This window comes from Kribbella yunnanensis (assembly GCF_039529655.1).
Taxonomy (GTDB): Bacteria; Actinomycetota; Actinomycetes; order Propionibacteriales; family Kribbellaceae; genus Kribbella; species Kribbella yunnanensis.
Map to the genome: position 1 here is coordinate 79697 of NZ_BAAANF010000004.1, position 18163 is coordinate 97859.

Consider the following 18163-nt stretch of genomic DNA (forward strand, 5'->3'; position numbering starts at 1 on the left):
AAGTTTCTGATTGTTTGTCAGCTGAGCTCGAGACCCGGGTACAGCGGGTGCTTGTCGAGGATCTCCGCCGAGGCCGCGCGGGTCTTGTCGGCGACCCCATCGGCCAGCACGTACTTGGCCTTCGAGGGGGCACCGGCCGCCGTCGTGGTGGGCGTGGTCGAGGACAGTACGTCGACGATCAACTCGGCCACCCGATCGAACTCGTCGGCGCCGAATCCGCGCGTGGTCAGCGCCGGCGTACCGATCCGGACACCCGAGGTGTACCAGGCGCCGTTCGGGTCGCGGGGGACCGCGTTGCGGTTGGTGACGATGCCCGCGTCGAGCAGCGCGGACTCGGCCTGCCGGCCGGTGATGCCGTACGACGAGACGTCCAGCAGGACCAGGTGGTTCTCGGTACCGTCGGTGACGAGCTTGACGCCACGCTTCATCAGACCCTCGGCGAGGGTGACGGCGTTGTCGGCGACGGCCTGCGCGTAGGTCTGGAACTCTGGCTGGCGGGCCTCGGCGAGCGCGACCGCCTTGGCGGCCATCGTCTGGCTGAGCGGACCACCGAGCACCATCGGGCAACCACGGTCGACCGACTCGGCGTACTCCGGCTGGCACAGCACCATGCCGCCACGCGGGCCGCGCAGCGACTTGTGCGTGGTCGTCGTGGTGACGTGCGCGTGCGGGACCGGGTCGAAGTCGCCGGTGAAGACCTTGCCTGCGACCAGACCGGCGAAGTGCGCCATGTCGACCATCAGGGTCGCACCGACCTCGTCGGCGATCTCACGCATCTTGGCGAAGTTCACCTTGCGCGGGTACGCCGAGTAGCCGGCGATCAGGATGAGCGGCTTGAACTCACGGGCCTTGCGGGCGACCTCGTCGTAGTCGAGGAGGCCGGTCTCGGGGTCGGTGCCGTAGGAGTGCTGGTTGAACATCTTGCCGGAGATGTTCGGGCGGAAGCCGTGCGTCAGGTGGCCGCCGGCGTCCAGCGACATGCCGAGCATCTTCTGGTCGCCGAGCGCCTTGCGCAGCTTGTCCCAGTCCTCGTCGGACAGGTCGTTGACGTGCTTCGCACCGACCTCGGCCAGCGCCGGGGACTCGATCCGCTGCGCCAGGATCGCCCAGAAGGCGACCAGGTTGGCGTCGATCCCGGAGTGCGGCTGGACGTAGGCGTGCGGCGCGCCGAACAGCTCGCGCGCGTGGTCGGCCGCGGTCTGCTCGACGGTGTCGACGTTCTGGCAGCCGGCGTAGAAGCGGTGCCCGACGGTGCCCTCGGCGTACTTGTCCGAGAGCCAGTTGCCCATCGTCAGCAGGGTGGCGGGGGAGGCGTAGTTCTCGCTCGCGATCAGCTTCAGCGAGGAGCGCTGGTCGGTCAGCTCGGCCTTGATCGCACCGGCGATCGTCGGCTCGACGGAGGCGATCACCTCGAGCGCGTTCTGGTACGCGGCCGACGCCTTGGCAGCATCGAAGGGTTGAGTCATCGTTGTCTCCTGCAGGTTGCAGTGGTTCGAGGCACCCAGGCGCACGGTGCCAACGCTTTTCGCTCCCCGGTGGTACTCCACCTCAGCGCGCCAGTCGCGACGCACTCACCCTATCGTGCGCTCGACGATCTCCCGGAACGGTGTCGTGCGTGGCAGCGTCCCAAACACGCCACCCCAGTCCCCAGCCAGCCGCGACGCCACAAACGCATCCGCCATCGCCGGCGTCGAGTACCGCACCAGCAACGATCCCTGCAGACACAACGCCATTCTCGCCGCCAACCTGCGCGCCCCCGCCTCGGCCCCCTCAACATCCGCCAACGCCTGCAGTACGTCGTTCACCGCCGCATCCAGCCGGTTGTCGGCCCCCTGCGCCGCCCCCACCTCCACCAGCCAAGCCTCCAACGACTCCGGCCGCCGAAGCGCCCGCAGTACATCCAGCGCATTCACATTCCCCGACCCCTCCCAAATCGAGTTCAAAGGCGACTCCCGGAACAGCAGCGGCAACCCCGACTCCTCCACAAACCCGTTCCCGCCCAAACACTCCAACGCCTCCGCCACCACAAACGAAGTCCGCTTACAAACCCAAAACTTCGCCAACGGCAGCCCGATCCGCCTGAACGCCGCTTCCTGTTCGGGGCTAACGGGTCCGGCTGCGCCGGCCCGCTGGGAAGGATGGATGCCGAGCCCGGGCCCATCGCCCCGGGTGTGCGCCGCCGCTGCGCGCCGCTCCGCCTCCGACCAGCCACCGGGTCCGGCTGCGCCGGCCTGCTGGGAGGGAAGGGGGCCGAGCCCAGCCCCATCCCCGTGGGTGTGCGCAGCCGCGCCTCGCTCCGCCTCGGAGTGGGCTTGGGGGCGGCTCTCATCCCCATCACCACGTGTGGTGGACGCATCCGCGGCTGCTGCCAATCGCATTGCTAGAGCGGTTGCTGCCTCGCTCTCCAGGGCTAGGTCGGCTAGGACGTTGAGCATGGCTGGTTTGTCGGACAGGAGGCTGCCGAAGGCTGAGCGGTGGTGGGTGTGCCAGGTGGCTTCGACGAGGGCTCGGCGTTGGAGGGCGGCGGAGCCCAGGACGCAGTCGAGGCGGGTGGCGGCGACCATTTCGATGATGGTGCGGACGCCGGCGCCTTCGTCGCCGAGGCGGTAGCCGACGGTGCTGTGGAACTCGACTTCGCTGGAGGCGTTCGAGCGGTTGCCGAGTTTGTCTTTCAGACGCTGGAGAGCAAACGTGTTTCGGTTGCCGTCAGCAAGTACCCGGGGGACGACGAAACAGCTCAGCCCGTCCGGCGCCTGAGCCAGCACGAGGAACACATCGACCTGCGGCGCCGAACAGAACCACTTGTGCCCGTCGAGCAGGTACTCACCGTCCCCACCAGCAGGCGTCGCGGTCGTCAGGTTCGCCCGCACATCGGAACCACCCTGCTTCTCGGTCATCCCCATCCCGGCCAGCGCGCCGCGCTTGGCTGCCCCGGGCAACCGTCGTACGTCGTACTCGGTCGAAGCGAGCCGTGGAATCCACTCGGCCGCCAGCCGCTCGTCCGCGCGCAGCGCCGGGACCGCGGCGTACGTCATCGAGATCGGGCAGCCGTGCCCAGGCTCGACCTGCGACCACACGTAGAACCCCGCCGCGCGCGTCAGATGCGGGGAAGGTCCGGAACTCGTCCACGGCGCGGCCTGCAGTCCGAAGCCGACGGCTTTCTCCATCAGCCAGTGCCACGACGGGTGGAAGTCGACCTCGTCGACCCGGTTCCCGTACCGGTCGTGGGTGCGCAGAACCGGTGGATTCTGGTTCGCCGGGAGCGCGTGAGAGAGCGCTTCCTCCGATCCCGCCACCGCTCCGACCCGGACCAGACCGGGGTCCGCCGCCAGGTCGCCGTACGGCCGCAAAGCGTCACCGAGGGCAGCATCTGAGGTGAAGAAGTTCACCCCCTGCAGTGGGGGAGCCTGATTCGTTACCGCGAAAGGGTCCGCCATATCAGTACGGTAAGCGGTATGGCACGTTCAGGGGCAGGGCCCGCGAGTGGGAGCTCGGTCTCCTTGGCATGGGTCCGCAAGATCCCCTCGACGATCTGGAAGCTGCTCACCCAGACGGTCGGCGAGTGTCTGCGCTACCGCGTCACCGGCCTGGCCGCCGAGGGAGCATTCTTCGCGATCCTCTCGCTGCCACCGCTGATCTTCGGGCTGGCCGGCAGCCTCGGATACATCGCCGACCGCTGGCTGAACGTCGTCCAGATCGCGCAGATCAAGCTCGAGATCGCGGAGCTCGCCGCGAGAGCGCTCACCGACGACTCCGTGAACAGCGTCATCGTGCCGACCCTGGACAAGGTCCTGAACGGCGGCCGTCCGGACGTCATCTCGATCGGTTTCGTGCTCGCCCTGTGGTCGGGCAGCCGCGCGCTGAACGTCTTCGTCGACACCATCACGATCATGTACGGGATGGGCGGCAAGCGCGGTATCGTCCGGACCCGCGCGCTCTCCTTCAGCCTGTACAGCATCGCCCTGGTGATCGGCGTCATCGTGCTCCCGCTGGTCCTGGCCGGGCCCGAGGCGGTGGACCAACTCCTCCCACCCCGCCTCGACTTCCTGAACCAGCTGTACTGGCCGGTCGTCACGATCCTCTCCGCAGGCTTCTTGAACACGCTCTACCACGTGTCCGTGCCGGTTCGGACGCCGTGGGTCTCCGACCTGCCCGGCGCGTTCCTGGCGCTGTCGATCTGGATCCTGGGTAGCTTCGTGCTCCGCTGGATCCTGCAGAGCACCGTCGGCGGTACGTCGATCTACGGTCCGCTCGCGGCACCGATCGCCGTACTGATGTGGCTGTACATGACCACGATCGCCGTACTGATCGGTGCTGCGCTGAACGCGGTCGTGAACCGCCTCTGGCCGGCCAAGACCCGCGAGCCCGCGCTGCCGAAGTTCGCCGATGACGACGACGAGGTCGAGGTCGAGCCGGTGATGAAGGCCGAACCGGATCCGCATCACCACGACGAGCCGGATCACGCGGTGCCGGTGCCGGATCAGCAGCGGCCCGAGTTCGAGCGGCCGGAGCTGGCGGTCGCGCGCCGGATTGAGCGACTCTCCGAACGCGAGCCGGCGAAGACACCGGCCGCCGACACCGAGCCCGAGCCCGAGCCGCCGAAGCCGAAGCCCGAGACCGCGCCCAAGGCGGAGGCGGCACCGGAGCCCGCGCCGGCTGTGACCGAAAATCCGGTGCGCACGACGAATCGGACGACATAGGCTGGTCGCGTCGCGATCACCGGTCCTCGATCAGGACCCGCAGGAACTGGAAGGGAGGCGTCCCCACCATGAGCCACTTATCGGCCTATCGCCGGGCCGTTGTCTCCCGTTCTGTCCGTCCGCTGAGCTGACCTCGCGGCCGGACCTTCCGAAAGGTTCGTCATGTCCGTGACACTGCAGGCTCTGGGACTCGACAGTTCCACGGCCGAGTTCTTCGAATCCGTCCCGGCCGAGCTGGTGCCGGGGCGAGTCGCCCGGGTCGACAAGGGCCTGGCGACAGTTCTCACCGAGGACGGACCGGTCCGCGCCACGTGGTCCGGTGGGCTCCTCGGCGCGATCGCCGGTGACGCCCACGCAGCGCCCTGCACAGGGGACTGGGCGGTGCTCCGCCATTGGCCGGACGACCGCATCACCGTCGAGTCGCTGGCACCACGCCGTACGGCGATCGTCCGCGCCGAAGTCAGCGGTACGTCGGAAGGCCAGCTGCTGGCCGCGAATGTCGACGTGATCGCGATCGTCGTCGGTCTCCACCCCGAGCCGAACATCGGCCGGATCGAACGCTTCCTCACGCTGGCGTGGGAGAGTGGTGCCCGGCCGGTCGTCGTACTGACGAAGGCCGACCTGGTCGGTGACGCCGACGCCGTGGCCGAGGATGTCGCGGCGGCCGCGCCCGGGGCCGACGTACTGGTGTGTAGTACTGCGACCGGTGTCGGTATGGATTCCGTGCGCGAGCTGGTCGCGGGGGACGCGACGCTGGCGCTGCTCGGGTCGAGTGGCGCGGGCAAGTCGTCGCTGGTCAACGCGCTGGCCGGTGTGGAGCTGCTGGATGTCCAGGAGATCCGCGAGGACGGCAAGGGCCGACACACCTCGGTACGGCGGGAGCTCGTCGTCCTGCCGGCTGGTGGCGTGGTGATCGACACGCCGGGGCTGCGGGGGATCGGTCTGCAGGAGTCGGGTGAAGGGCTCGCGGCCGCGTTCCCGGATGTGACTGCGCTGGCTGAGAACTGCCGGTTCAAGGACTGTTCGCACGATGGCGAACCGGGGTGTGCGGTGAAGGCGGCACTCGAGGACGGGACGCTGCCGTACCGGCGCTACGAGAGCTGGGTGCAGCTGCGCAAGGAGGCGGCGTACATGGCGCGGCGCTCGGATGCGCGGGCACGCCAGTTGGCGAAGAAGGAGTGGGTGCGGGCGAGCAAGTCCTACCGCCGGGACATCAAGCCGCGTTAGGTCCTGACATGATCGTTGTATGGATCGTGCCGTTCTGATCACCGGTGCCTCACGCGGCATCGGTGCCGCCACCGCCCACGCCTTCGCCGCCGACGGCGACCGGGTCGCCGTCCACTACAGCTCGTCCCGCGAGTCCGCCTCGAAGGTGTTAGCCGCTCTGCCAGGCAGCGGGCATGTCATGGTCCACGCCGACCTGGCCGATCCGGACGCCGTACAGACGATGGTCGACGAGGCCGCGGCCGGGTTGGGGCGCATCGACGTACTGGTCAACAACGCCGGCGTCTACCACCCGCACCGGATCCGCGAAACGACGTACGAGGAATGGCAGCAGGCCTGGACCGACACCCTCGCCGTCAACCTGCTCGGCCCCGCCAACGCCACCTGGTGCGCAGTCCGCCACATGCCCCGCGGCGGCCGCATCATCAACGTTTCTTCACGAGGCGCCTTCCGCGACGAACCGAACCAACCAGCGTACGGCGCCTCGAAGGCCGCCATCGTCTCGTTCACCCAGTCCCTAGCCAGAGCCCTAGGCCCCGAAGGCATAGCCGTCACCGCCATCGCCCCCGGCTGGACCACCACCGACATGGCCGCCGAAAACCTAGCCGGCGAAGGCCTCAACCGCCGCAGCCAAGAAAGCCCCCTAGACCGAGTAGCCGCCCCCACCGAAGTAGCCGCCGCCATCTTGTACTTGGCCAGCCCCGCCGCCGAATTCGCCACCGGCACCATCCTCGACTTCAACGGCGCCTCCCACCTAAGGATGTAGCAACGCAACCCCCCACCGCGGAACCGCACGAGCACACGTCGACCCGAGCGCGGAACCCTCCAAGCCCACCGCAACCCCAGCGCGGAACCGTACCAGCGCGCCCCAGCCGTAGCCGCCGATGCGAAGCGAGGCGACGGGGGGTGCGGGTGGCGAAGCCCCCGCCCGCGGCAAGCGAAGCGCAGCCGCACAAACGACGAAGGCGAGGCGGCGAGCGCTGTTAAGCGCCGCACACCTCGCCTATCGACTTCGTGGACGATACTGGGATCGAACCAGTGACCTCTTCCGTGTCAGGGAAGCGCGCTACCGCTGCGCCAATCGTCCAAGATTCTCTTCGAGGTGGAGACGGGATTCGAACCCGTGTACACGGCTTTGCAGGCCGTTGCCTCGCCTCTCGGCCACTCCACCGTGCAGAGTGAGGCCCCTAGGACCATCTCCGAGCGGACGACCGGGCTCGAACCGGCGACCTTAACCTTGGCAAGGTTACGCTCTACCAACTGAGCTACGTCCGCACTACGACCGGTTTGGTGTTCTCCGGCGTGAGCAGAACAGTAGCGCACTTTTTCGCTCCGCCAAAACCGGATTCTCACGCCTGAAAACCACCTCATCCGTCACACAAGCACCACCCTTTCTGTCCACTCAACACGCCGTCGAAACCCCTGCTTTTCGTCACTGCGCTACGAGTCGCGGAGACGCAGCAGCAGCCCGCCGACCAGCAGAGCCAGGCCGGCCCAGACCACCGTCACGCCGAGACCGCCTGTCATCGGTGCGAGCTTCTCGAGCCGGCGTTGCCAGTCCGGATCGCTGATGGTCTGGGCGATGATCGGGACGATGTAGAGCAGGCCGAGAACGCCCCCGATGCTGGCGGCGGAGTCGCGTACGGCGGTGGCGACACCGAGGCTCAGCAAGCCGATCAGGACCAGGTAGCAGACCGCTTCACCGATCGCGCGCAGTGTGCCGAGCGAGAGCGCCTGGTCGCCGACGAAGGGCAGGACCTGTCGCCCGGCGACATACGACCCGATGACGGCAACCGTCGCGGCGAGCGCCACCACTCCGCTGAGGATCACGGCCTTGGCCACGAAGAGCGTCGTACGGAGGGGAATCGCGGTGAGACTGATACGAACCATCCCCGAGCTGTACTCGCCGCTGATGACCAGCACACCGAGTACGGCGACCAGCGCCTGCCCGAGGTAGATGCCGCTGACGGTGAGCCTCATGGTGTCGCCGCCACAGCCAGCCGCGGTGCAACTCACCACGGACGTCGCCACTGCGCCCAGGGCCACGGTCACCGCGACGGTTCCCACTAGGAGCCACAGCGGGCCGGCGACAGTTCGCAGCTTGGTCCATTCGCCGTGCAGCGCGAGCCTCATGCGTCCCTCCGATGGAGAAGCAGAGCAGCCACGGCCAGGCTGACCGCGGTGTATCCGGCCAGTACGGCGACGCCGGCCCATGGCGTCAGCGGGTAGTACCCGTAGTAGGGCGTGTAGTTGCTGGCGACCTGGTCGTACGGGACGAGCGTCTGCTGAACCGCGAAGGCTGCTCCCGGTGTCACCGTGGCTACCACCTTCGACACAGCGGCCGGCACGAAGGGGATGGCGATCAAGAGGTAGGGGAGCACGATGGCCACGACGACCGTCGTGACCGCGGCCGCGCTGTGCCGGACGATGGCGCCGACGGACACCGCGAGGACCGACGCGGTCGCGAGCAAGGCCGCCGTCCCGAGCTCCACCCGCAGCTCGGTCCAGAACGACACCGGAAAGATGTAGACGCCGTTGACCCGGGCGAGCCGCTCGCCGAGCGGCGCCGCGAGAACCGCTCCCGCGAACCCGGCCACGAAGGTAACCACCCACACCACGATCGCCTTGGCCATCAGGACCCGACTCCGCCTCGGACTCGCGGCCAGGGTGAGGTGGATCATCGCGCTCCGGTATTCGTCGGTGACGAACAGCGCACTCACGACGATCACTGCGATCAGCGCCGCGAAAGTCCCGGTCAGGAGGTCTCGCAGGTGGCCGCCAGTTGGCAGGCTGTCGCGCACAGCCGGGGCTATGTCACCGGCACCAGTGACCGTGACGTGCCCATCGGCAGTTGTGAACGAGCCTGCGGCGTTGGCTGGATAGCCGGCGAAAGTGGGGGACTCGGCTCCCACCTGATCACCCGCCCAGGTGCCGCCGGCCCAGCCTCCCTGAACGCGGAGATTCCCGAAGGTCGCTGTGGTCACGGTCCCGGCTGTGCCCCCGCCTCCTACGGCCGGCGGCGAGGCGACGAACAATCCCACCTGTGCGCTGGACCCGGCCAGCTGCGCGGTGCCCACCTTGTTCCAGTTCGTGCCGTCAGCGGAGGCATATCCGGTAATCACGTCACCAGAACGGTCCAGCCGCAGCCACCGTGCAGACGCTGCGGAGCCAGGGCCAGCAGTGTCGTTGACATAGCTGTCCTGCATTCGCACGCCATGTTCGCCGGTCAGCATGATCGCGACGTACGGCGATCCCGGCTTGGTGTCTGCCTTGACGATGAGACCGGCTTTCGCCCATGGCACGCTGCCGGGCCGCAATGTCTCCGGCCCCTCCGGGACACTGCTCTTGAGCGCGGCGACGGAGACGGTGATGCTGCCGTCGCCGGTGATCGGCTGGTGCACGAAATAGAAGCTGTCGGTGACCGGCCCGCCGTACGGTCCGATCGGAACGGGCGGCGCACCCTTCTGGCTGCCGCTGAGGCCGGCGAGCAGGGCGAACATCACCATCATCAGTGCGGCCGCGACCATGCCAGTCACCCAGCCCCGGACCGTGCGGAACTTGGTCCACTCCGCGTGCAGCAACTCGCGGAAGGAGATCACCGCGGTACCTCGGCACGGAACTCGACGGCGCTGCGCGTGAGCTCGAGATAGGCCTGTTCGAGCGTCGCGCGATGTGCCGACACTTCGGAGAAGGGCACCCCGCTGCCGTTCAGCAGCGTGACGATGTGATTCGGGGCGATGCCGGTAGCCGTGACGGTGTCGTGGCTCGGAGCAGCGACAACAGCGCCGGCGCCGGACAGTACGGCGGTCGCTGCCGCCGTGGCGGTGGTCCGTACGGCGACGCGGTTCCTGGACGCGGTTGCGATGAGGTCGGCCACGCTGCTGTCGGCGAGGACTTTGCCGCGCCCGACCGCCACCAGGTGATCGGCGGTGTCCTGCAACTCGCTCATCAGATGGCTGGACACCAAGACGCTGCGGCCCTGCGCACCCAGCGAGCGCAGGAATCCACGCATCCAGACGATGCCCTCGGGGTCCATGCCGTTGAAGGGTTCGTCGAGCATGATGATCGGCGGGTCGCCCAGGAGGGCCGCCGCAATCCCGAGCCGCTGCCGCATGCCGAGTGAGTAGCCACCCGTCTTGCGCCTGGCCGCCGGAGTCAGGCCGACTTGCTCGATGACCTCGTCGACCCGCCGTACCGGCAGGCCCTGTGAATGCGCGAGCCACAGCAAGTGGTTGCGGGCGGTCCGCGCAGGGTGCAGCGCCCCTGCATCCAGCAACGAACCGGCATGCTTCAGTGGGTGCCGAAGGCTGCGGTAGGGCCGGCCGTCGATCAGCGCGGTGCCCTCATCGACGGCGTCGAGGCCGAGGATGACCCGCATGGTGGTGGACTTCCCGGCGCCGTTCGGTCCGACGAAGCCGGTCACCAGCCCGGAGCGGACGGCGAACGACATACCGTCGAGTGCCTGCGTCCCGCCGTACCGCTTCCGCAGACCGGCCACGACGATCCCATGGGCGCTCATCGCGGCGAGTTCATGGTTCGGAATGGATTCATGCCGACGGTTCTACGTGGCGTCCGGTTTCAGCACGGTCGCATTCGCTGCGACCCGGCTGCGACCTGGGATCTGACATCGTGAAGCCATGGCATCTCGACCGATTGGCCGGTTTCCGCTGCACTGCCCGTACGACGGCGTGCGGTGAGCGGCGATGAGGGTACTTGTCGTCGAGGACTTCGAGGTCCTGGCCCGTTCCATTGGAACCGGGTTGCGCCGCGAGGGCATGGCTGTCGACGTCGTGCTGGATGGAACCGCCGCCCTCGACCGCCTAGCCGACACCCGGTACGACGTGGTGGTCCTCGACCGCGATCTGCCCGGTGTCCCCGGAGACGAGGTCTGCCGGCAACTCGCCCGGGGGCGCTCCGAGACCCGGATCCTGATGCTCACCGCCTCCGGCACGATCGAGGATCGCGTGGACGGACTCGGACTCGGTGCTGATGACTACCTGCCCAAACCGTTCGCGTTCGCCGAACTGGTCGCCCGCATCCGCGCGCTGGCTCGCCGTACCGGCCCGCCGCTCCCGCCCACGCTGGCCTGGGCCGACCTCACGCTCGACCCGGCCCGCCGTACCGCATCTCGGGCCGGCCGGCGGCTCGAGTTGAGTGCCAAGGAGTTCGCACTCCTGGAATGCCTGCTCGCCGCACCCGGCCTGGTGATCTCCGCCGAGGACCTGCTCGAACGCGTCTGGGACGAGGCCGCGGACCCCTTCAGCAGTGCCGTCAAGCACACCATGCACCGCCTGCGAGCCAAGCTCGGCGATCCGCCGGTGATCCGGACCATCCGCGAAGGCGGCTACTGCATCGGACCGTCATGACGCCGCCGCGGCGCGGCCGGAAGTCCCTGCAGAAACGCCTCGCGCTCGCCTACGCAACCGGCATCTATGCCGCCGGGGTCGTAGTGCTCGCGTCCGTCGTCGTCCCGCTAGCCGGGGTCCAGTCCGTGACATCCGAGGGCCAAGCCTCGTCGGGCGCCATCACCGGAACCGGCAGCGGCATCACCCTGCCGCAGCTCTTGGTGGGCTCAGCCGCTGCCCTGATCGTTCTGATCCCGGTGGCCTTCGCTCTCGGGTGGATCGTCGCCGGCCGCTTCCTGCGTCCACTGCGGTCCATCACTGCCGCTGCCCGAGTCATCTCGACCGGCGACCTCCACCGACGCCTCGACCTCGGCGAACCCACCGACGAGCTGACAGAACTCGGCCAAACCCTCGACGAGTTGTTCGCCCGCCTCCAGGCCGCCTTCGACGCGCAACGCCACTTCGTAGCCAACGCCTCCCACGAGCTACGTACCCCGCTCGCCGGCCTACGCACCCTGCTAGAAGTCGCCCTCGCCGACCCCGACGCCGCCACAGACTCCCTGCGCTCCACCTGCCAAGAAGCCCTCGCCCTAGGCCACCACCAGGAACGCATCGTCGAGGCACTACTAGTCCTAGCCACCAGCGAACGCGGACTCTCCCGCCAAGACCCCGTCGACCTCGCACAAATCACCGAACGAGTACTGGCCACCCGCCACCACCAAGCAACCGCGAGAGGCATCGACCTAGCCGCAAACCTCTCGCCCGCCCCCACCGCCGGCGACCCCCACCTGATCGAAAGCCTCATCGCCAACCTCATCGACAACGCCATCCGCCACAACCACCCCAACGGCCAAATAACCATCACCACCCAAACCGCCGCCCCCCACACCACCTTCACCATCACCAACACCGGCCCAGTCGTCCCCCACGACGACCTCAACCGCCTCTTCCGCCCCTTCCAAAAACACCCCACCAACCGTCAAAACCACCCCGACGGCCACGGCCTAGGCCTAGCCATAGTCAACGCCGTAGCCCAAGCCCACCAAGCACCCCTGACAACCATCGCCCACCCCGAAGGCGGCCTCTCCATAGCCATCCAGTTCGCCCACACCGATGTGCCTACCGACGTGTCCACGCCCCGTGAAACCGTACCGACATGACCGCAACAGCCCCCCGCCCCCTAGCCACCCGCAAACGCGACACCCTCCACCGCCTAGAACACGACGTCGACGCCTGGGTAGCCACCGCCAGCCCCAACGGCACGCCGTACCTAATGCCCCTCTCCTTCCTCTGGAACGGCACCCACCTCTACCTAGCCACCGCCACCACCAACCCCACCGCCAAAAACCTCCAACTGAACCCGCACCTCCAACTAACCCTCGGCACCCTCCGAGACGTAGTCCACATCACCGCCACCACCGACCCCACCCAACCAACCCCCGCCGAAGCCCAAGCCTTCGCCACCAAAGCAGGCTTCGACCCCCGCCCCCTCCCCAACTACCCCTTCATCCGCGCAACCCCCACCAAAATCCAAGCCTGGCAAGAAGCCAACGAACTAAAAGACAGAACCTTGATGACCAACAGCACCTGGCGAATCTGACCGACCGCCGGCCCTGGGAAGCGCACATCAGCCATCGCCGGAACCGTGCAAACGCGCCCCAGCCGCAGCGCGGAACCGAGCGAGCGCACCCCAGCCCCAGCGCCGAACCGGGGGAGCGCGCCGCAACCGTCGCCGCCGAAGCGAAGCGAGGCGAACGGGGGGTGCGGGTGGCGAAGCCCCCGCCCGCGGCAAGCGAAGCGCAGCCGCACAAACGACGAAGGCGACCCGGTCCCCGCTTTCCGGGGACACGAGTCGCCTATCGACTTCGTGGGCGATACTGGGTTCGAACCAGTGACCTCTTCGGTGTGAACGAAGCGCGCTACCACTGCGCCAATCGCCCAGGCGTGGTGCGTGTTGCTGGTGTTGCCTGGTGGGGTCTTGCGGGTGAAACCTTAGCGCATGATGCGGCGACGTTCTAATCGGGGCGGGCTACTCTTGGGCCAGGACGGAGACCCCGTCACGTTGGAGACGTGATTGTGACTTTCTCGCACGACACCGAGCAGGCGCTCGGCACGCTGGTCCGGATGGTGAACACGCTGCCCGGGCCGAACAGCCAGGTCGACACGATGGGGACCTTGGAGGAGCTGGAGAAGTTCGTCCAGGAGCGGGAGTTCAGCGCGGTCGGGATCCTGACCGACAAGGACTTGGCCGATGTCCGGGATCTGCGGCCGTTGTTCGCGCCGGTGTTCACGACGGATTCGGATGCGACGGCGGCGGCGATGATCAACGCGATCATTGCCCGCGGTACGACGACGCCGCGGCTGACGAACCATGACGGGCACCCGTGGCACATCCACTATTCGCGGGACGGTTCGTCGCTGGCGTGCCGGATCACGGTGGAGTGCGGGATCGCGCTGGCGCAGGTGATCTCGGCCGGCGAGCGCGAGCGACTCCGCCGCTGTGAGGCGCCGGATTGCGACGATGCCTTGATCGACCTCTCACGCAACCGCTCGAAGCGCTACTGCGACGCCCGCACCTGCGGCAACCGCCTGCACGTAGCCGCCTACCGCGAACGCCGCAAAGCCTCGGGGGAGTAGCCCTGCCCTTAAGGGCCGAGACTCTCACCCCGCATCGCGCCTGAGCCGCCCTGCCGTCCGACGCTGCCCGCTAACAGGATCAACTCCGAGAGAGTTGGTCCGGCGGACGGAGCGGCAGATGGTACGACGGTTGTGGCGGCGGTTGACGGTGGTCGTGGGAGTGGTGATCGGCGCCTTGGTCGCGTCGACAGGCGTCGCGTCGGCCGGCGTGCTCCCGAGTTGGTACTCCTTTGTGAAGAACGGGGAGACTGGCAACTGCCTCGGATCGAGCAGCGACATCTGGCTGCTGCAAGGTGCCTGCAACGGGGACGACTTTTCTCAGGCCTTGTTCCTGCAGGAGCGGAATGATGGTTCCTACGAGATGCTGATCGGGGCGCACGGCGTCACGCTGTGTCTGAGTGCTGTCCTTGGAAAGTCCGGCGAGGGTTACCCGGCACGTTTTGACCCTTGCGAAGAGGACCAGGTCGACCAGCAATGGCTGGTCGCTGGCACGCCGCAGTCATTTGTGTTCCTTTCGAAGAGCACGCTCCAGTACCTGATGGTCAATCCGGCCGATGCCTATGCTCGCTTGTACACGGATCCGACCGTGGTGTGGCCGGGGAGCTATGCCGGTATTTGGTGTCTCTGGGACCGATTGGGCGGCACTCCGCAGCGCTGCCGGCGTTGAAGGTCAGGCGGGGCGCTCTCGGAGGGCCGTCATGGTTTTGCTGGTGAGGCCGAGGCGGGCTGCTAGGGCGTCGGCGGCCTTGCTGAGGCCGGCGAATTCTTCGGCGGTCAGTGGGTCGACGAAGAACTTGCGGACGAGGTCTACGTGGTCGGGGGCGGACTCGCGGAGTTTGGTCCAGCCGGCTTCGGTGAGGGCGGCGATGATGCCTCGGTCGTCGGTGGTGCAGGGGCGGCGGCTGACCAGGCCTGCTTTTTCGAGTTGGGTGACCTGGTAGCTGAGGCCGCTTTTTGAGGTGAGGGCTACGCCGGCCAGCTCGGTCATGCGGAGTTCGCCGTTGGGGGCGTTGGACAGCCGCGCGAGCACTTCGTACTGCGGGTGTGAGAGCCCGGCGTTGTCCTTCAACTGTTGTTCGACCTGCTGGTTGAGCAGGGTCGCGATGCCCAGGAATGTCCGCCAGGTGCGCAGCTCCCGATCGGTGAGCCCGTGTCCATCCGCCATGTGACTCATCCTATCGAATGATTGTTCAAATTCGAACTAGGCGTTATCGTCGATCAGGTAGTTCTAATTTGAACGACTATCGAGAAGGCGAGCAGATCATGAGTGAGGTCACGAGTGCCCCGTCCCGCCGGGGCCTGCTGAAGCTGGGTGCCGCGGTCGGCGCCGCGAGCGTCGTACTGGGTAGTGAGTCCGCGACAGCAGCCGGTACGGCGGCGCCCGCGCAACCCAAGTTCGTACCGCTCCCGGCTGACGCGAAGCCGCTGCCGATGGGGCCGGACGGGTATCGCCTCGATCGGATCGGGCCCGAGATGTACGCCGTCACTGCCGGTGGAACGCAGGCGGCCTTCGTGGTCAGCAACCGTGGTGTCATCCTGCTCGACGCGCCGCCCGCGCTGGCGAAGGCGTTGCCGGCCGCGATCAGCAAAGTGACCAGCAAGCGGGTCACGCACCTCGTCTACAGCCACCATCACGCGGACCACATCGCGGGAGCGGCGGCCTTCGGCGATGTCATCCGGATCGCGCACGCCGATACCGCCCGGCTGATCCGCGCGGAGCGCGACAAGACCCGGCCGATGCCGACCCGCACCTTCACCGACCGGTACTCGCTGACCGTCGGCAACCAGCACCTCGAGCTGAGCTACCCAGGGGTCAACCACGAGGCCGGCAACATCATCGTGCACGCGCCGCGGCAACGGGCCGCGCTGATGATCGACGTCGTACTGCCTGGCTGGTCGCCGTTCAGTGCGTGGGGGACCGCGGACAGCGTGCCCGGTGTGCTGCGGGCGCATGACGTGCTCGCCAAGCTCGACATCGACACGTTTGTCGGCGGGCACGTGCACCGGCTCGGTACGCCGAAGGACATCAAGGTGTCGCGCGAATTCACCTACGACCTCTGGAACGAGACCCGCAAGGCCGTTGCCGCGACCCCGTCCGCGCCGTTCTTCGGGCAGGTCGAAGCCGGCCACAACTGGGCCGCGTTCAAGCTTTGGTACAACGCGGTCGCGGACAAGGTGGAGCCGGTCATCTATCGCAAGTGGCTGCACCGCCTGGCCGGTGTCGACGTCTTCACCCGCGAGAACATCGTCACCGTCGCCACCTCGCAGATGCTCGACGCGCCGAAGGACCTTTAGGGGTTGAGATCCTCGAGCGAACGATCCGCGAAGATCTTCACGACCTGGGCGGTGATCGAGCCCGGCGCGGCCAGCTCACGGTCGTCGACCCGATGGATGCCCTGGACGTCGCGGGTCGTCGATGTGAGGAAGATCTCGTCGGCCTCGAAAAGCTTGTCCATCGGTACGTCGCGCTCGGTCGCGCCGAACCACTCGATGACGAGCGCCCGCGTCACCCCGGCCAGTGCGCCCGACTCCAGGGTCGGGGTCACCAGCTCACCGTCGTACACGCAGAAGATGTTCGAGCCGGTGCCTTCGCAGAGCGCGCCGGCGGTGTTCGCGAAGATCGCCTCGCTGCCGCCGCGCTCCTTGGCATAGGCGAGCGCGCGGACGTTCTCGGCGTACGACGTGGTCTTCAGACCGGCGACCGCGCTGCGCTCGTTGCGGGTCCACGGGACCGTGATGATCGCCGAGACCGGCGACGGCGGCTGGATGGCCTGGGAGGCGATCACGATCGTCGGTCCGGTCGTCCCGCGATCGGAGGAGAGCGGCGAGACGCCACCGGTGAAGGTGATCCGCAGTCGGCCGAACGCGATGCCCGGATCCGCCGCGATGACCTCGGCGATGCCGGCCTCGACGCGCGCCACGTCGGGCGTGGGTAAACCGAGACCGGTCGCGGAACGGACCAGCCGCTCCAGATGCCGCCGTACGGCGAACGGTCGCCCGTCGACGATCTTGATCGTCTCGAACACCCCGTCACCTGTCGTCAGCCCGTGGTCGAGCGCGGGAACCGTCGCCAGTTCACCGCCGAGCTCGCCGTTCACCCAGATCCGCATGTGCCGCTCCTTCCACGGAACACCTTAGTGCTAAGGCGATTCGGGTCCCGTTGGTGACCGGCAGGTGACGGTACGTCGTCCTGCGGGGGACCCCCGATTTTTGAACTGAGGGCGGGATGGGCTAATGTTCTTCTCGCGCCGGGGAACACCAAACCGGTCGTAGTGCGGACGTAGCTCAGTTGGTAGAGCGTAACCTTGCCAAGGTTAAGGTCGCCGGTTCGAGCCCGGTCGTCCGCTCGGAGATGGTTTTGACGGACCAAGCTGTGTGCTTGGTGGAGTGGCCGAGAGGCGAGGCAACGGCCTGCAAAGCCGTGTACACGGGTTCGAATCCCGTCTCCACCTCGAAGAACTTCAGGTTCTTTTATGGACGATTGGCGCAGCGGTAGCGCGCTTCCCTGACACGGAAGAGGTCACTGGTTCGATCCCAGTATCGTCCACGAAGTCGATAGGCGACTCGTGTCCCCGGAAAGGGACCGGGTCGCCTTCGTCGTTTGTGCGGCTGCGCTTCGCTTGCCGCGGGCGGGGGCTTCGCCACCCGCACCCCCTGCGCCTCGCTTCGCATCGGCGGCTACGGCTGGGGCGCGCTTGTACGGTTCCGCGCTGGGGTTGACGTGCGCTTGCACGGTCCGCGGTGGGGTTGAGGTGGGCTCGGACGGCTCGGCGCTCGGGTTGACGTGTGCTTGTGCCCCGGTGGGGCTGGGGTGGGCTGCGCGGTGTCCGGCGTGGGGTGAGGGCGCTTGTGTGGGTCCGCGTTGGGACTGGGGAGAGTGGTGGGCCTTGGAGGCTCATCTTCTTCCCCGCACCGGCTGACCACGGGCGACTGTCGAAGTCGGGGCGGGTTCTTTGACAGCAACCGGAGCCCGTTAGCCACAGGAAGTCGGGGGCGGGTGCTTTGGCGGCAACCGAAGCCCGTCGACCACAGGCGGCGTTCACGTGGGCGCTGAGCGCACCATCCGGCTCAGCCACCGCGTTGCTCTGCCATCCAGTGTGTAAGCCGGCCGCGGCGGCGAGGACCGGCAGATTCCTGCTCGGCCGGATGGCTGCGGGCGGGTTGGCGCGCTTTGCGGTCGATCGCTGCCACGGAGCGGCAGGAGGACTCCGTGAACCTGGAGGGTGCGGGTCTACCTGGGGGAGGGGGCCGGTTGGG

Annotated in this window: 16 protein-coding genes, 7 tRNA genes and 1 riboswitch; of the genes, 12 read left to right on the forward strand and 11 right to left on the reverse strand. The window is 67.6% G+C overall.

The annotated features are described in order from the left end of the window. Window positions 1–17: 17 nt before the first annotated feature. Together ABD231_RS07260 and ABD231_RS07265 are read right to left on the reverse strand one after the other, a co-directional pair. A complete protein-coding gene (locus ABD231_RS07260) occupies window positions 18–1466 on the reverse strand; it encodes a glycine hydroxymethyltransferase (protein ID WP_344146969.1) in 1449 nt (482 codons plus the stop codon). 26 nt (window positions 1467–1492) lie between these two features. Next, window positions 1493–1574: riboswitch (ZMP/ZTP riboswitch) on the reverse strand. Next, a complete protein-coding gene (locus ABD231_RS07265) occupies window positions 1572–3437 on the reverse strand; it encodes an acyl-CoA dehydrogenase family protein (RefSeq protein ID WP_344146972.1) in 1866 nt (621 codons plus the stop codon). It overlaps the preceding riboswitch by 3 nt. A gap of 18 nt (window positions 3438–3455) precedes the next feature. On the opposite strand from ABD231_RS07265, the gene ABD231_RS07270 reads away from it, so the two are divergent. The 3 genes from ABD231_RS07270 (at window position 3456) to ABD231_RS07280 (ending at window position 6690) form a co-directional block, all read left to right on the forward strand. Beyond that, the gene (locus ABD231_RS07270) at window positions 3456–4700 is read left to right on the forward strand and encodes a YihY/virulence factor BrkB family protein (protein ID WP_344146975.1); all 1245 of its coding nucleotides are present in this window, start codon (window positions 3456–3458) and stop codon (window positions 4698–4700) included. A 162-nt stretch (window positions 4701–4862) separates the two neighbouring features. After that, window positions 4863–5927 (forward strand): ribosome small subunit-dependent GTPase A, encoded by a 1065-nt coding sequence (gene rsgA, locus ABD231_RS07275; RefSeq protein WP_344146978.1) that lies wholly within the window; start codon window positions 4863–4865, stop codon window positions 5925–5927. Between the two features lie 19 nt (window positions 5928–5946). After that, window positions 5947–6690, forward strand: a complete 744-nt coding sequence (locus ABD231_RS07280; RefSeq protein WP_344146981.1) for an SDR family NAD(P)-dependent oxidoreductase — start codon at window positions 5947–5949, stop codon at window positions 6688–6690. A 249-nt stretch (window positions 6691–6939) separates the two neighbouring features. Here the strand turns inward: ABD231_RS07280 and ABD231_RS07285 are convergent. From ABD231_RS07285 to ABD231_RS07310, 6 genes are all read right to left on the reverse strand, one after another. Further along, a tRNA-Val gene (locus ABD231_RS07285) sits at window positions 6940–7011 on the reverse strand. A gap of 13 nt (window positions 7012–7024) precedes the next feature. Beyond that, a tRNA-Cys gene (locus ABD231_RS07290) sits at window positions 7025–7095 on the reverse strand. 31 nt (window positions 7096–7126) lie between these two features. Then, a tRNA-Gly gene (locus ABD231_RS07295) sits at window positions 7127–7199 on the reverse strand. A 165-nt stretch (window positions 7200–7364) separates the two neighbouring features. Beyond that, window positions 7365–8057 carry an ABC transporter permease gene (locus ABD231_RS07300; RefSeq protein ID WP_344146984.1) on the reverse strand — a complete coding sequence of 231 codons (693 nt, stop codon included), beginning with the start codon at window positions 8055–8057 and terminating at the stop codon, window positions 7365–7367. After that, a complete protein-coding gene (locus tag ABD231_RS07305) occupies window positions 8054–9523 on the reverse strand; it encodes a DUF1349 domain-containing protein (RefSeq protein WP_344146987.1) in 1470 nt (489 codons plus the stop codon). Before ABD231_RS07305 ends, ABD231_RS07300 begins: the two co-directional genes overlap by 4 nt. Then, window positions 9520–10443 (reverse strand): ATP-binding cassette domain-containing protein, encoded by a 924-nt coding sequence (locus ABD231_RS07310; RefSeq protein WP_344146990.1) that lies wholly within the window; start codon window positions 10441–10443, stop codon window positions 9520–9522. The genes ABD231_RS07305 and ABD231_RS07310 overlap by 4 nt, the downstream gene beginning before the upstream one ends. Before the next feature lie 184 nt (window positions 10444–10627). On the opposite strand from ABD231_RS07310, the gene ABD231_RS07315 reads away from it, so the two are divergent. The 3 genes from ABD231_RS07315 to ABD231_RS07325 are packed head-to-tail and all read left to right on the forward strand — an operon-like array spanning window position 10628 to window position 12869. Continuing rightward, a complete protein-coding gene (locus ABD231_RS07315; RefSeq protein ID WP_344146993.1) occupies window positions 10628–11290 on the forward strand; it encodes a response regulator transcription factor in 663 nt (220 codons plus the stop codon). Further along, entirely contained in the window at window positions 11287–12429 is a 1143-nt protein-coding gene (locus ABD231_RS07320; protein WP_344146996.1) for a sensor histidine kinase, read from the forward strand. Before ABD231_RS07315 ends, ABD231_RS07320 begins: the two co-directional genes overlap by 4 nt. Then, window positions 12426–12869: a pyridoxamine 5'-phosphate oxidase family protein gene (locus ABD231_RS07325; protein WP_344146999.1), complete on the forward strand. Its 444-nt coding sequence runs from the start codon at window positions 12426–12428 to the stop codon at window positions 12867–12869. The genes ABD231_RS07320 and ABD231_RS07325 overlap by 4 nt, the downstream gene beginning before the upstream one ends. Before the next feature lie 268 nt (window positions 12870–13137). On the opposite strand, the gene ABD231_RS07330 is transcribed toward ABD231_RS07325, so the two are convergent. Then, window positions 13138–13209, reverse strand: a tRNA-Val gene (locus ABD231_RS07330). A 130-nt stretch (window positions 13210–13339) separates the two neighbouring features. On the opposite strand from ABD231_RS07330, the gene ABD231_RS07335 reads away from it, so the two are divergent. Both ABD231_RS07335 and ABD231_RS07340 read left to right on the forward strand, forming a co-directional pair. Further along, window positions 13340–13906, forward strand: coding sequence for a CGNR zinc finger domain-containing protein (locus ABD231_RS07335; RefSeq protein ID WP_344147002.1), 567 nt, complete (start codon window positions 13340–13342; stop codon window positions 13904–13906). A 142-nt stretch (window positions 13907–14048) separates the two neighbouring features. Then, window positions 14049–14573, forward strand: a complete 525-nt coding sequence (locus tag ABD231_RS07340) for a hypothetical protein (protein WP_344147005.1) — start codon at window positions 14049–14051, stop codon at window positions 14571–14573. Window positions 14574–14576: 3 nt separating this feature from the next. On the opposite strand, the gene ABD231_RS07345 is transcribed toward ABD231_RS07340, so the two are convergent. After that, complete coding sequence (locus tag ABD231_RS07345; RefSeq protein ID WP_344147008.1) at window positions 14577–15071, reverse strand: MarR family winged helix-turn-helix transcriptional regulator; 495 nt, start codon at window positions 15069–15071, stop codon at window positions 14577–14579. Window positions 15072–15169: 98 nt separating this feature from the next. Between ABD231_RS07345 and ABD231_RS07350 the strand changes: the two genes are divergently transcribed. Next, on the forward strand, window positions 15170–16201 hold the full coding sequence (locus tag ABD231_RS07350; RefSeq protein WP_344147011.1) for an MBL fold metallo-hydrolase: 1032 nt from the start codon (window positions 15170–15172) through the stop codon (window positions 16199–16201). On the opposite strand, the gene ABD231_RS07355 is transcribed toward ABD231_RS07350, so the two are convergent. Next, a complete protein-coding gene (locus ABD231_RS07355; protein WP_344147014.1) occupies window positions 16198–17016 on the reverse strand; it encodes an aminotransferase class IV in 819 nt (272 codons plus the stop codon). The genes ABD231_RS07350 and ABD231_RS07355 overlap by 4 nt on opposite strands. 164 nt (window positions 17017–17180) lie before the next feature. On the opposite strand from ABD231_RS07355, the gene ABD231_RS07360 reads away from it, so the two are divergent. The 3 genes from ABD231_RS07360 to ABD231_RS07370 all read left to right on the forward strand — a co-directional run bounded on the left by ABD231_RS07360 (window position 17181) and on the right by ABD231_RS07370 (window position 17453). Further along, a tRNA-Gly gene (locus tag ABD231_RS07360) sits at window positions 17181–17253 on the forward strand. 34 nt (window positions 17254–17287) lie between these two features. Then, window positions 17288–17358 (forward strand) — tRNA-Cys (locus ABD231_RS07365). A 23-nt stretch (window positions 17359–17381) separates the two neighbouring features. Then, window positions 17382–17453 (forward strand) — tRNA-Val (locus ABD231_RS07370). The last annotated feature ends 710 nt before the right edge of the window (window positions 17454–18163 follow it).

Coding starts and splice junctions, on each gene's coding strand:
- ABD231_RS07260 (WP_344146969.1), bottom strand. CDS start 1,466: ATGACTCAACCCTTCGATGCTGCCAAGGCGTCGGCCGCGTACCAGAAC.
- ABD231_RS07265 (WP_344146972.1), bottom strand. CDS start 3,437: ATGGCGGACCCTTTCGCGGTAACGAATCAGGCTCCCCCACTGCAGGGG.
- ABD231_RS07270 (WP_344146975.1), top strand. CDS start 3,456: ATGGCACGTTCAGGGGCAGGGCCCGCGAGTGGGAGCTCGGTCTCCTTG.
- rsgA (WP_344146978.1), top strand. CDS start 4,863: ATGTCCGTGACACTGCAGGCTCTGGGACTCGACAGTTCCACGGCCGAG.
- ABD231_RS07280 (WP_344146981.1), top strand. CDS start 5,947: ATGGATCGTGCCGTTCTGATCACCGGTGCCTCACGCGGCATCGGTGCC.
- ABD231_RS07300 (WP_344146984.1), bottom strand. CDS start 8,057: ATGAGGCTCGCGCTGCACGGCGAATGGACCAAGCTGCGAACTGTCGCC.
- ABD231_RS07310 (WP_344146990.1), bottom strand. CDS start 10,443: ATGAGCGCCCATGGGATCGTCGTGGCCGGTCTGCGGAAGCGGTACGGC.
- ABD231_RS07315 (WP_344146993.1), top strand. CDS start 10,628: ATGAGGGTACTTGTCGTCGAGGACTTCGAGGTCCTGGCCCGTTCCATT.
- ABD231_RS07320 (WP_344146996.1), top strand. CDS start 11,287: ATGACGCCGCCGCGGCGCGGCCGGAAGTCCCTGCAGAAACGCCTCGCG.
- ABD231_RS07325 (WP_344146999.1), top strand. CDS start 12,426: ATGACCGCAACAGCCCCCCGCCCCCTAGCCACCCGCAAACGCGACACC.
- ABD231_RS07345 (WP_344147008.1), bottom strand. CDS start 15,071: ATGGCGGATGGACACGGGCTCACCGATCGGGAGCTGCGCACCTGGCGG.
- ABD231_RS07350 (WP_344147011.1), top strand. CDS start 15,170: ATGAGTGAGGTCACGAGTGCCCCGTCCCGCCGGGGCCTGCTGAAGCTG.
- ABD231_RS07355 (WP_344147014.1), bottom strand. CDS start 17,016: ATGCGGATCTGGGTGAACGGCGAGCTCGGCGGTGAACTGGCGACGGTT.